This window comes from Streptomyces sp. NPDC096079, assembly GCF_040303145.1.
Taxonomy (GTDB): domain Bacteria; phylum Actinomycetota; class Actinomycetes; order Streptomycetales; family Streptomycetaceae; genus Streptomyces.
The window spans coordinates 99,779-112,049 of the sequence record NZ_JBEOST010000020.1 but is presented as its reverse complement, the minus strand read 5'-3'; the positions used below and the strand labels follow the sequence as shown (position 1 = coordinate 112,049).

Genomic DNA, 12,271 nt, shown 5'->3' with positions numbered 1-12,271 from the left:
CCCACATGGATGCCTCTCGTGTCGATTAGGGAGTGTTCGGCACGAGACATCCGGTTGCTCCCGACATAGTGCGGTCATGACTCCGACCCCCCACCGGCCCCGGACCCGGACGCGATCCCGGTCCCGCAGGGCCCTCCTCTGCGCCGCCCTCCTCGCCCTCACCGTCCAGGCCGGCGCCGCCGCCCCCGTCCTCGCCTCGGGTCCCGAGGGGCCCGGCGGCCCGGGCGGGCGCGACTGCGTGCGCACCGAGCGGCCCCTCGACGGCAAGGCCCGCCGGGTCCTGGACATCACCCGCAAGGCCAAGTCCGACCTCGCGCTCAAGTCCGTCGAGGTGCGGGTCACCCTCGACGGACGCGAGGTCCTCACCGACGCCCTCGGCGAGTCCATGACCGGCGTCCCCGCCGAGCCCGACATGCACTTCCGGGCCGGCTCCGTGGCCTTCGCGCACATCGGCACGGCCCTCCTCCAGCTCGTCGAGGAGGGCAGGGTCGACCTCGACGACACCGTGGAGCGATGGCTGCCCGACGTCCCCAAGGCGAACCTGATCACCCTGCGGATGCTGGCCAGCAACACCACCGGCCTCCACGACTACGTCACCGACCCGGCCTTCGGAGCCGAGCTGGAGGCGCACCCCTTCCGCGCGTGGACCCCGGCACAGCTCCTCGCCTACCCGTACAGCCACTCCTTCTGGTACGAGCCGGGGACCAGCTGGAGCTACTCCCACGCCAACTACCTGCTGCTCGTCCAGGCCCTGGAGAAGATCACCGGCACCCGGATCGACAAGCTGATCCGGGAGCGCGTCACCGGGCCCCTCGGGATGTGGAACACGCAGAACAACTTCACCCCCGACATCCCGCGACCGGTCCTGCACGCCTTCACCTCGGACCGGGGCCTCTACGAGGAGTCCACGTTCTGGAACCCCTCGTGGACCACCGCGCCCGGCGCGGTCATCACCACCCACATCTGCGACCTCGCCACCTCGGCGCGGGCGATCGGCAGCGGTGAACTCCTCTCCCACCGCTCCTACCGCACCCTCCTGAACCCGGGCACCGTCGGTCTCGGCGGCGAGAGCCCCACCTGCCCCGCCTCGATCTGCCTGAAGCAGACCGAGGCGAAGCACTTCGGCCTCGGCGTGATCGTCGTCAACGGCTGGGTGCTGCAGAACCCGTCGTTCTCCGGGTACGCGGCGATCCAGGCCTACCTCCCGTCGAAGCGGCTCGCCATCGCGGTCTCCGCGACGAAGACCCCGACCACCCCCGACGGAAACCAGGCCGAGGTGGTCGCCGAGCGCATCGCGGCCGCGCTCGCCCCGAACGACCCGCTCGCCATCTCCTGATCACCCGTCACCTGCCCGTGCGGGACCCCCTGGTGCCGTCCGACGACGGCACCAGGGGGCGCGGAACGCCGGCCGTCAGGCGAGGACCGGCAGCGCGTGCAGCCGCTGCCGCCGCCCGGTCGCACCGCCCTCCTCGGCCGGCACGGCCGGCGCGGGCCCCTCGCCCGCCGTCAGGAGCGCGACGAGCGAGGCGCGGGCCCGCGCGACCCGGGACCGTATCGTGCCGACCGGACAGCCGGCGGTCTCGGCGGCCTCCGCGTAGGACAGGCCCAGGAGTTGGGTCAGGACGAAGGCCTCCCGCCGCTCCGCCGGGATCGCCGCGAGCAGCTCCGCGAGCGCGATGCCGTCGTCGAAGCCGGGGAGCCCGCGGGGCTGTGCCCGCTCCGCCGCCGACTGCCAGTCGTCCTGGTCCGAGAGCCGGGGCCGGGCCGCCGCGCGCCGCAGGCTGTCCACGACCGTGCGGCGGGCGATGGAGAGCAGCCAGGTGCGGGCGGAGGAGCGGCCCTCGAATCGCGGCAGCGCGGTGAGCGCCCGCAGGAAGACCTCCTGAGTGAGGTCGTCGGCCGCCTGGCGGTCGGCGCTGAGGTACGCCACGTAACGCCAGACGTCGCGGTGCAGCGCCCGTACGAACAGGTCGGCCTGTGAGGGGCCGCCGTCCCGGGCGGCCAGCGCGAGACGGGTCGTCGCCGCGTCGGCCTCGGCCGAGGGCGCGGTGCGCGCCGTGCTTGTGCGTGCGTTCACAAGCGGGGGGTGGGTAGGGGTGTGCGGGGCAGGAGTCATCGCCGAAGGTCCTTGGGACGAGAGGCGTCCGGCGCGCGGGTCGGGCGTCGCCGGGCGAGTCGTACGGCCTGCCGGACGGCAGGCCGGTGCCCGGGGCGGGGAACAGGCGTCCGTCGCCGTCGGGGATCCGGCTGTCAGAGGACAGCGAACGCCCGAGGAGGCCCTCTCGTGAGCAGCGTGCGTGCGAGGAGGAGACGGCGCGGGACCCGCCCGTCACCGGTCCGCGCCCGCCGGATCCGCGGCCGGTCCGCGACCACGGGCAGCACCGCGAGGAGCAGGCCGAGGGGCCGGAAGAGCCGGGCGGGAACGGTGCGCAGCAGACGGAACACGGCCCGCTCGCCGTACGCGAGCCAGAGGCCGCTGAGGAGGGCGGCGAGGAGGTGGGCGGAGAGCATGCCGACGGAGGAGGTCATGTCCGTCATGTCGTGCCCGGAGGACACGACGGGGGAGGCCGTGCCAGGCAGGTGCCCCATGGCCATGTGGTCCATGGCCAGGGGGTCCAGGGCGGAGTGGCCCATGCCCACGTGGCCCATGCTCAGGTGGTCCATGGACAACTGACCCGGGCCCATGTGGCCCATGTGCTCCATGTGGCCCATGCCCATGGGAGACATCGTCATGTCACCGGAGCTGCCGCCCTGTTCCCCGGCCGCCCCGCCCGTCGGCCACGTCGCGGTGGGTGACTGCGACCACGAGAAGACCAGGTGCAGCGCGGACTGGAACGCGACCGCGGCCGAGGTCACCGCCAGGAGCCCCCGCTCCCGCCCGCCCAGGGCCCACGCGCCCACCGCCGTCCCGGCGAGGGCCGCGCCCAGCGTCCGGCCGGGCACGGCGTGACCCGACATCAGGATGTGGCCGGTGGCCGCGAGCAGCACGCAGACGGCCGCGAACAACGCGGCGCGCACCGCTCGGGAACATCGGCCTGGTGTCATGGCGCGCCCATCCTTGCACCCCTTTCGGAGGTGTGCGGGCGGGCGTCGCCACCGTGGCCGCCCCCTCGACCTGTCCGGCACATGCCTACGCGAGATGTGGCGCGTCCCACAAGAGCACCTCGGGAACTCCCGTGCCGCCGCAGCCGACTTCTCCGGTCGGCGGCCTACGCGTCCGGGCCTCGACCGCCGCGGGAAGGGGAGGTGTGTGAGGACCGAGAGGACGGCGACGGAGGCGTCGCCCGAGCACGGAAGCCGCTCCGCGCGCGGCCTGACCGCGCTGCTCACGACGGCCATGGCCTTCTCGATGATGCAGCTCTTCCTGCTCGGCGCGCTCGGTCCGCGGCTCGTCGACCGACTCGGCCTGTCCGCGACCGAGTTGGGCCTGACGACCACCGTCGGTTTCGGGACGGCCGCCCTGCTCTCGCCCGTCGGCGGCCGGATCGTCGACCGGGCGGGCCCGCGCCGCTCCCTGGTCGCCCTGCTCGTGCTCTCGGCGGTGGCGCTCGGACTGGTCTGCGCCGCCCCGGGCGCGGGCCTGCTGCTCGTCGCGGTCGCGCTCGGCGGAGTGCCGCAGGCCCTGGCCAATCCGGCGACCAACAAGGCGATCCTGGCCGCCGTGCCCGCCGCGCGGCGGGGCGCGGTGACCGGGACGAAGCAGTCCGGCGTCCAGCTCGGGGCCTTCGCCGCCGGACTCCCGCTCGCCACCGTCGCCGGACTCGTCGGCTGGCGCGGCGCGGTCGGGGCGGCGGCGGGCGCGGCGCTCCTCGCGGCCGTCTGGGCGTGGCGGTCGCTGCCGGCGGATCCCGTGGTGGACCGGCGGACCGGCCGTCCCGCGACCGGCCCGGAGCGAAGCGGTGCCGCGGACTCCGTCGCGGGGGCGTCCGGAGGGCCGGTGGCCTGGCTGGCGGGGTTCTCGCTGTTCCTCGGGGCCGGGATCGCGTCCGTGAACACCTACCTCGTGCTGTTCGGCGTCCAGCGCCTCGGCATGGGCCCGGCCGTGGCGGGCGCGCTGATCGCCGTGCTCGGCGTGGCGGGCATCGTCGGCCGGATCGGGTGGTCGCGGGCGGCCGTGCCCGGCCGCGCCGAGTGGCTGCCGGGCGGGCTCGCGGCCGGTGCCGTCGGGGCGGCGGCGCTCCTGGCCGCCGCCCCGTACGCCCCGCCGCTGGTGTGGGCGGCCGCGGTGGCGGTGGGGGTGTGCGCGGTGTCCGGCAACGCCGTCTCGATGGTGCTCGTCCTGCAGCGCTCCGCACCGGGCCGGGCCGGGCGGGACTCGGCGCGGGTGGCCGCCGGGTTCTTCGCCGGGTTCGCCGTGGGGCCGCCGCTCTTCGGCCGGCTCGCGGAGAGCGGTCGCCACGAGGTCGGCTGGGGCCTGGTCGCCGCCGAGTTCGCGGTGGCGGCGGCGGTCGCCGTCACCTGGGCGGTCAGGGACCGCCGCACGCGGACGGCGGTCGGCCGATGACCGGGGAACTCGACTGGGCGGAGCGGGCCTCGGCGTCGCTGCTGCACCGGGTCGGAGCGGCGGCGCGGGCGGCGGGGGAACGGTTCCCGCTGTACGCGGACCCGGTCGACGGGCGCTGGACGACGACCGGCCGGGGCTCCTGGACCGGCGGGTTCTGGGCCGGGCTGCTCCGGCTGCGGGCGCGCCGCACGGGGGAGGCAGCCGACCGCGCGGCGGCCGCCGCGTGCACCGCCCGGCTCGCGCCCTGGGCGGAGGCGGACACCGCGGCCCGGGGTCTGATCCTCTGGTACGGAACGGCACTCGACGACGGCGCGGAAGCCCGGCTCCTGCGGGAACGGGCGGCCCGCTGCGTCCTCGCCGCGTACGAGCCGGCCCTCGGGCTCGTCCCCTGGGGAGCGGCCCTCGGCGGCCCCCGGCTCCGGGCCCGCGCCGACGGCGTCCCCGGCCTCGTCCCCCTGCTGGCCTCCGCCGGGGCCGCCGGAGAAGCGGCGGCGGCCGGTCATCTCCACCGCCACCTCGACCTGTGCCTCGACGGATCTCCGGGCGAACGCCCCTCCCCGTCATGGGAGTTCGCCGGCGTCACCGGCTGGCGCCCCTGCCCGGAGCCGGAGCCGGAGCCCGGCTGGACCCGGGGCGAGGCCTGGCTGCTCCTCGCCGTCGCCGACGCCCTGCTCCGCGCCGGGAACGCGGCCTGGCGACCGGAGAGGCTGTACGAGGCGGCGGAACTGCTCCTGCTGAAGGGGCGGTTCCTGCACGGACCCCTGGTCCCGCCCGCCCGCGCCCGCCACCCGGACGGGCCCGTCGACACCTCGGCCGCCGCGATCGGCGCGGTCGCCCTGCTGAAGCTGGCGCTGCTCCCCGGACCGCGCTCCGCCGCGTACCGCACGCGCGCCGAGGACGTCCTGCGGCACCTGACCCGGACCCACTGCGCGGAAGGGCTGCTGTGGGACGGCTGCTACGACGCGGCCACGGACACGGCCACCCGCCACGCGCTGGTCTGGGGCGACTTCTTCCTGGCCCTCGGCCTCGGGGCGCTGCTCGGCGACATCGACCTCACCGAGGTCTGAGCGCGCCCTTCCGCGGCCACCCCTCAGGAAGCGCCCGGCACCGGCTCGCGCAGGATCCGGCGGGCGACCGAGGTGACGTGCAGTTCGTCGGGGCCGTCGAGGACGCGGGCCGTCCGGCCGCCGCGCAGCAGAGCGGGCAGCGGGGTGTCGGGGCCGAGGCCCGCCGCGCCGTGGACCTGGACGGCGCGGTCCGCCACGTCCTGGAGGGTCCGGGCGGCGGCGGTCTTCGCGAGCCCCGCCTCCACGTGCGCGTCCCGGCCCTCGGCGACCCGCTCCACCGCCTCGTACACGAGGGGGCGGGTCGTCCGGAGCGCGAGCAGCGCCTCGAACACGTGCTGCTGGACCAGGGGGTGCTCGGCGAGCGGGCCCCGCACGCCCCGGCGCGCCCGGGCGCGGGCGCACATCAGGTCGAAGGCGCGCTGGGCCTGCCCGGTCCAGCGCAACGCGCGCAGGGTGCGGCCCAGTTGGAGGCGCTCACCCGCGACGGCGAGGGCCCGGCCCGGTTCCCCGACGAGGTGGTCGTCGGGGACCACGACACCGTCGAACGCGATCTCGTACTGCCCGCCGGCACCGAGCACGGGCAGTTCGCGCACCACGCGGAATCCGGGCGCGGACGTGGGCACCAGCAGCAGCGACAGGCCGTCCCGGTCACCGGCCGCCCCGCCGGTCCGCGCCAGGACCGTCACCAGATCCGCGTCGCCCGCGCCCGAGACGAACCACTTCCGTCCCGTCACGCTCCACCCGACGCCCGGCCGCCGCTCCGCGCGGGTGGCGGTGAGGACGGGCTCGCTGCCCGGCGTGTCCGGCTCCGTCATCGCGTAACACGACCGCAGCTCCCCGGAGACCAGCCGGCCGAGGACCTCCTCCCGCACGGCCGGCGAGCCGTGCCGCGCCAGCATCGTCACGTCGAGGAGGGAGGCCGAGCCCAGCGCGGCCGGACCGTGGTCGCTGGCGCCCTCGGCCTCCGCGACCGGAGCGTACGCGGCGAGGGACAGCCCGCCGCCCCCCAGCTCCGCGGGCAGCGGCAGGGCCCACAGGCCCCGCTCCCGCGCCTCGGCGCGCAGCCTGCGCCGCACGGCCACGGCGCCCCGACCGCCCGCGTCGAGCTCCTGCTCGTGCGGGACCACCCGCTCCCGTACGAACTCCGCCACCCGCGTGCGCCATTCGTCCCCGTCCCGCACCGTCCCGCCGCCGACCGTCACGCGTCCACTCCGCTCTCGTCTCCCCGCTCCGGGAACTCGGCAGAACACCCGTCCGACTGTCTGCCCGGGGAAGGGGTCGGGCGGACCGGCCCGGCGGTTCCCCGCTCCGTACGGACCCCAGCGCCGGCCATCGCCGCGCGACGAGAGGAGAGGCATGGCGTCCCCAGCGACCCCGCAGACCGTCCGGCCGCTCGACACACTGGCCTTCCAGGTGGCGGGGCCCCCGCCGCTGACCCGGGTCGTGCGCGACCACCTCCGGCGCCTCGGCGCCCGGCAGCGACCCGAGGCCGCCGGGAACGGCGGCGGGACGCACCCGGCCCGCTCCGGCGACCTCCGTCCCGGCCACCCGGGCGAGGCGCACCCCGCCCACCCGGCCGACCCCCACCCCGCCTACCCGGCCGGCCCCCACCCCGCCCACCCGGCCGAGGCCCTCACCGTCCTCACCGGCGACGCCTTCGCACCCGTCACCGCCCGCGCCGCCTGGGGCCCGCCCGGCTCCGGTCTCGTCGACGAGGCCACCGTCCAGGCGGCGACCGGCGTGATGAGCGTCCACGGGCGGCGCGACGGAGCCCCGCGCGGACTCGCCGCCGACTACCTGGCCACCGCCACGGGCGTCCTCACCGTCCAGGGCCTCCTCGCGGACCTCATCGGCCAGGCGCGCGGCGGCCGGCCGGCCGCGACCGTCACCACCAGCGCCGACCGGGCCGGACTCCTCGTCGTCTCCCAGTACCTCGCCGCCGCCGGCGCCGACGAGCCGGAAGCCGCCGAACTCGCCCCCGGCGGGCCGCCCTTCACCTCCGCCGACGGCGTCCTGTTCGAGCTGGAGACGCTCGACCCGGGGGCCTGGGCCGCCTTCTGGCGGGCCCTCGACGCCCCCGGCGAGGCGATACGGATCGGCTGGCGGCCCTTCCAGTTCCGCTACGCCACCGCCTGCGCCCCCCTCCCCGCCGCCCTGCACGCCGTGACCCGGGCCCACCCGATGGAACGCCTCCGACGCGCGGCCGCCCTCGCCGGCGCCGAGGTGTGCCCGCTGCGCACCCTCGCCGAGCGCGCCCGGGAGGACGACGGGGCCGACCCCTGGGCGCTCCGGGTCCTCGGCCCCGGCCGCGCCTCCACGCCCCGCGACCTGCCCCCCGGCCGCCCCCTCGCCGGGCTCACCGTCCTGGAGGCGGGGCGCAGGATCCAGGCGCCGCTCGCCGCGCACCTCCTCGGGCTGTTCGGCGCCGAGGTGATCCGGATCGAGCCGCCGGGCGGCGACCCGCTGCGCGGGATGCCGCCCGCCTGCTCCGGGATCTCGGCCCGCTGGCTGGCCCTCAACCGGGGCAAGCGGGCCGTCGAACTCGACATCAAGTCCGCGCGGGACCGCGACCTGCTGAGGGAACTGGCCCGCGGGGCCGACGTGTTCCTGCACAACTGGGCACCAGGCAAGGCCGCCGCACTCGGCCTCGACGCCGACGACCTGAGCGCCGTCAACCCGGCCCTCGTCCACGCCTACACCAGCGGCTGGGCCGACCGGATCGACGACGCCCCCATGGGCACGGACTTCATGGTCCAGGCCCGCACCGGCACCGGCGAGGCCGTGCGCCCCGCGGGGGAGCCGCCGGCGCCGTCCCTCATGACGCTCCTCGACGTCCTCGGCGGGCTGCTCGGCGCCGAGGCCGTCCTCGCCGGGCTGCTGCTCCGCGAACGCACCGGGCGCGGCGTCCGCGTCGACTCCTCGCTCCTCGGCGCCGCCGACACCCTGACCGGGCCCGCGCTCGACCGGGTCCGGCGGGGGCGCGACCCGCGCCGCCCGGCCGGGTTCAGGCACCCGGTGCGGACCGCCGACGGCTGGGTCGCGGCCACGGACGCCTGCGCGGCGGCGACCGCCGCGTACGACCTGCGGGAGCTCTCCACCCGCGAGGCCCTCGCCCAGCTGGGACGGCACGGACTGGCCGCGACCCGCGTCACCACCGACCTGAACGAGCTGCACCACGACCCGCGCCTGACCGGCCCGGTCGGCAGGGACGCGCACGGCGCTCCCGCCGTCCCCACCCCCTGGAGCCACGCATGACCGCCGCCCCGCCGACACCACGGACCCAGGAGCCGTCCCGGCCGTCGCACCCGGCCCGGAGCGCCCCGCCGGCCTCCGACCGCGTCCCGCTGCGCGATCTGCTCCCGGCCGCGCTCCGGCGGGCCTGGGCGGCGGACGGGAGTTGCCCCGACGTCGATCTCTACGGGCTGTTCCGGGCCCGGCGGATCGCCGACCCGCACCGCACGGCACTCCTCGACGCCAAGGGCGCGCTCTGTTACACCGCCCTCGACCGCAGGGCCCGCTGTCTGGCCGCCGGACTCGCCGGGCTCGGCATCGAACCGGGTGACGTCGTCGGCGTCCAGCTCCCCAACCACCGCGACGCCGTCGTCGCCGACCTGGCGCTCGCCGCCCTCGGCGCCGTCGCCCTGCCGTTCCCGGTGGGCCGCGGCGTACGGGAGGCCGAGAGCCTGCTCGGCCGGGCCCGCGCCGTCGCCGTCCTCGCCGCCACCGAACACCGCGGCGCGCACCCGGCCGCCGAGCTGCACGCGCTGCGGGCCGCGCTGCCCGCGCTCCGCCACGTCGTCGCCGCGGGACCCGGCCCGGCGCCCGAGGGGACGGTACCCCTGGCCCGGCTCCTGCGGACCGACGCCACCGGCTTCGCGCCCGCCCGGCCCGACCCCGACTCCGCCGCCCGGATCCTCGTCTCCTCCGGTTCCGAGGCCGAGCCGAAGATGGTCGCGTACTCCCACAACGCCCTGGCCGGCGGCCGGGGCAACTTCCTGGCGTCCCTGATCCCGGACGGCGGACCGCCGCGTTGTCTGTTCCTGGTCCCGTTGGCGTCGGCGTTCGGCTCCAACGGCACGGCCGTGACGCTCGCCCGGCACGGCGGGACCCTCGTCCTGCTCGACCACTTCACCCCGGAGGCGGCCCTCGCGGCGATCCGCGCGCACGCGCCGACCCATGTCCTCGGCGTCCCGACGATGATCCGCATGATGCTGGACCGCCTCGGCGGGGGGCCGGACGGCACGGACCCCCTGCCGGCCCCGACCGCCCTGGTGCTCGGCGGCGCTCCGCTCGACGCGCGGACGGCCGGGGAGGCGGCGAAGGCCTTCGGCTGCGCGGTGGTGAACCTCTACGGCTCCGCCGACGGCGTCAACTGCCACACCGGCCTCGGTGAGGCCCTGCCGCCCGCCGACGGCTCCGGCGTCGTGGCGGGACGGCCCGACCCCCGGGTCACCGACATCCGCGTCGCCGACCCCGACACCGGGAGACCGGTCCCGGCCGGCGCCGTCGGCGAGATCCTCTCCCGCGGCCCGATGACGCCCCTCTGCTACGTGGGCGCGCCCGAACTCGACGCCCGGCACCGCACGGAGGACGGCTGGGTCCGCACCGGGGACCTGGGCCTCCTCGACGCCGAGGGCGTGCTGCACGTGGTCGGGCGGCTCAAGGACGTCGTCATCCGGGGCGGGTCCAACATCAGCCCCGCCGAGGTGGAGCGGGCGCTCGCGGGGCACCCCCTGCTGCGGGACGTGGTCTGCGTCGGGGTTCCCGACGCGCTGATGGGGGAGCGTCTCGCGGCCTGTGTCGTGCCCTCGGGCGACGGCGCCGAACCCACGCTCGCCTCGCTCGGGCGGCATCTGACGGCCGTGGGCCTCGAACCGCGCAAGCATCCCGAGCGGCTGCTCGTCGTCGCCGAGCTGCCCCTCACGGCGGCGGGAAAGCCCGACCGCGCGGCACTGGCCCGGCGGGTGGCCGGGGCGGAACCGGCCGGGGCCCCGCGCGGCGCGGCCTGACGGCGAAGGGCCCGGTGACCACGGGTCACCGGGCCCCTCGTCCTCTCCTACGAGCCCAGGGCCTTCTTCAGCTCGGCGGCGGCGCCCCGGTACACCTCCAGCAGATCCAGGCTCTCGTCCGGGTAGTTGACGATCTCGATCTGCTCGGCACCGGAGTCCGGCAGGACCGTGCCGGTCGACATGTGGGCGTTGTCGAGGACGAACCGCGGCTTGCGGCCCGACAGTTCGGCGAGCTGGGCGGGTGTGACGGCCTCGGGGCCGTAGGTGCCGGCCGGCGTCACGCCGGCGAGCTCCGCCGACCACGTGGTGAAGACCTGGCTGACGACGACGGGGCTCCTGCCTCCCGGCCATGCGGCCTTCAGCTCCTTCCTCAGCCGGGTGTACTCGCGGTCGAAGCCCGTCCGCCAGGTCGCCGCCTCGCCGGCGGTGCCGAACAGCCCCGCGAGCCGGGTCACTTCGGCCCGTACCGTTTCGGCGTCGTTGTCGAGGTCCACCTCCACCAGCTTCGCTTTCGACCCGGCGGCCTCCTTGATCTTCGCGGCGTACGGCTCGAAGGGCGCGTACAGCACGAAGTCCGCGCCGGCCACGGCCGCGAGGTCCGAGGGCTTCGGGTCGTAGTCGGGCGCGTGGTGCACCGAGCGGGGCACGATGACCGTGACGTCCTCGGCCCCCGCGGCCCTGGCGAACGCGCCCTCCCAGGTGGTCGTCACGACCACGACGGGGCCGGTCTTCCTCCCCTCCTCCGTACGGGACGCACCGCCCTGCCCGCGGGGTGCGGGGTCGTCGCCGCATCCCGCGGTGAGCAGGAGCGCCGCGCTCAGTGCGAGGAGCGGGCCGAGGGAAGCGATACGGACGCGGGTGCCCGCCATGAGCGGTTTCTCCGTTCGGGAAGCAGATGGACGGCGAGGACGACCGCCCCCGCCGTCAGGACGAGGACCGGCCCCGGCGGCCAGTCGAGCCGGAGGGCCACGAGGAAGCCGGTCAGATTGACCGCGACCCCGATCCCGATCGCCCACAGGGTGATCGACCTCAGCGAGCCGCCGAGCCGGCGGGCGGCCAGCGCGGGCAGCAGGGTCAGGGCGTCGACGAGCAGCGCCCCGGTGAGCTTGATGGCCCCGGCCACCGCGACGGCGACCAGCACCAGGAGGGCCGTCGTCAGCGCCCTGACGGGCACGCCGGAGCACTCGGCGAGCTCCCGGTCGTACAGCAGCAGGCCGATCTCCCGCCGCCGCCACCAGAAGAGGCCGGGCACCACGGCGGCGAGGACGCCGAGGACGACGAGGTCGGGCGTGCCGACGGACAGGATGGAGCCCCACAGCAGGGCGAAGGCGCCGGAGGCGTTGACGCCGGAGACGGCGAGGACGAGCAGGGCGGCGGCGATGGCCAGGCTCATCAACAGGCCCATGGCGCCGGAGAGTCCGCCGGGCGACCGGGCCAGCGGCGCGATCCCGGCACCGGAGAGGGCGCAGGCGACGAGCGCGCAGACCATCGGGTCGATGCCGGTGACCAGACCGACCGCGATCCCCAGCAGCGCGACGTGCATCATCGCGAAACGCACCGGCATGATGTCGAGCCCGACGATCACGACGCCGACGACCGGCAGGGCGACCGCCGCGACGAGCAGGGCGGTCCCGGCCCGCTGCACCGGGACCAGCTGGAGCAGGGTCCCGAGATCGGCGGCGGCGAGGGGG

Annotated in this window: 10 protein-coding genes; 5 read left to right on the top strand and 5 right to left on the bottom strand. The window is 76.7% G+C overall.

What is annotated here, in order from left to right; genetic code table 11:
• Nucleotides 1-76 precede the first annotated feature (76 nt).
• Nucleotides 77-1,336, top strand: a complete 1,260-nt coding sequence (locus tag ABTY59_RS30390; protein WP_352022275.1) for a serine hydrolase domain-containing protein — start codon at nucleotides 77-79, stop codon at nucleotides 1,334-1,336.
• Between the two features lie 75 nt (nucleotides 1,337-1,411).
• Here ABTY59_RS30390 and ABTY59_RS30385 read toward each other — a convergent pair whose 3' ends face one another.
• Together ABTY59_RS30385 and ABTY59_RS30380 are read right to left on the bottom strand one after the other, a co-directional pair.
• On the bottom strand, nucleotides 1,412-2,116 hold the full coding sequence (locus ABTY59_RS30385; protein WP_352022274.1) for a sigma-70 family RNA polymerase sigma factor: 705 nt from the start codon (nucleotides 2,114-2,116) through the stop codon (nucleotides 1,412-1,414).
• A 134-nt stretch (nucleotides 2,117-2,250) separates the two neighbouring features.
• Entirely contained in the window at nucleotides 2,251-3,018 is a 768-nt protein-coding gene (locus ABTY59_RS30380; protein ID WP_352022273.1) for a hypothetical protein, read from the bottom strand.
• A 319-nt stretch (nucleotides 3,019-3,337) separates the two neighbouring features.
• Between ABTY59_RS30380 and ABTY59_RS30375 the strand changes: the two genes are divergently transcribed.
• Together ABTY59_RS30375 and ABTY59_RS30370 are read left to right on the top strand one after the other, a co-directional pair.
• Nucleotides 3,338-4,504, top strand: a complete 1,167-nt coding sequence (locus tag ABTY59_RS30375; RefSeq protein WP_403539313.1) for an MFS transporter — start codon at nucleotides 3,338-3,340, stop codon at nucleotides 4,502-4,504.
• Nucleotides 4,501-5,571, top strand: a complete 1,071-nt coding sequence (locus tag ABTY59_RS30370) for a sugar ABC transporter permease (protein ID WP_352022271.1) — start codon at nucleotides 4,501-4,503, stop codon at nucleotides 5,569-5,571. Before ABTY59_RS30375 ends, ABTY59_RS30370 begins: the two co-directional genes overlap by 4 nt.
• 23 nt (nucleotides 5,572-5,594) lie before the next feature.
• Here the strand turns inward: ABTY59_RS30370 and ABTY59_RS30365 are convergent, their stop codons facing one another.
• Nucleotides 5,595-6,773: an acyl-CoA dehydrogenase family protein gene (locus ABTY59_RS30365; protein ID WP_352022270.1), complete on the bottom strand. Its 1,179-nt coding sequence runs from the start codon at nucleotides 6,771-6,773 to the stop codon at nucleotides 5,595-5,597.
• Nucleotides 6,774-6,927: 154 nt separating this feature from the next.
• Here ABTY59_RS30365 and ABTY59_RS30360 point away from each other — a divergent pair, with 154 nt between their 5' ends.
• Together ABTY59_RS30360 and ABTY59_RS30355 are read left to right on the top strand one after the other, a co-directional pair.
• Nucleotides 6,928-8,826 (top strand): CoA transferase, encoded by a 1,899-nt coding sequence (locus ABTY59_RS30360; RefSeq protein WP_352022269.1) that lies wholly within the window; start codon nucleotides 6,928-6,930, stop codon nucleotides 8,824-8,826.
• Entirely contained in the window at nucleotides 8,823-10,580 is a 1,758-nt protein-coding gene (locus ABTY59_RS30355) for a class I adenylate-forming enzyme family protein (protein ID WP_352022268.1), read from the top strand. Before ABTY59_RS30360 ends, ABTY59_RS30355 begins: the two co-directional genes overlap by 4 nt.
• A 47-nt stretch (nucleotides 10,581-10,627) precedes the next feature.
• On the opposite strand, the gene ABTY59_RS30350 is transcribed toward ABTY59_RS30355, so the two are convergent.
• Both ABTY59_RS30350 and ABTY59_RS30345 read right to left on the bottom strand, forming a co-directional pair.
• Nucleotides 10,628-11,449 carry a metal ABC transporter solute-binding protein, Zn/Mn family gene (locus ABTY59_RS30350; RefSeq protein WP_352022267.1) on the bottom strand — a complete coding sequence of 274 codons (822 nt, stop codon included), beginning with the start codon at nucleotides 11,447-11,449 and terminating at the stop codon, nucleotides 10,628-10,630.
• Complete coding sequence (locus ABTY59_RS30345; protein ID WP_352022302.1) at nucleotides 11,398-12,243, bottom strand: metal ABC transporter permease; 846 nt, start codon at nucleotides 12,241-12,243, stop codon at nucleotides 11,398-11,400. Before ABTY59_RS30345 ends, ABTY59_RS30350 begins: the two co-directional genes overlap by 52 nt.
• Nucleotides 12,244-12,271: the final 28 nt, after the last annotated feature.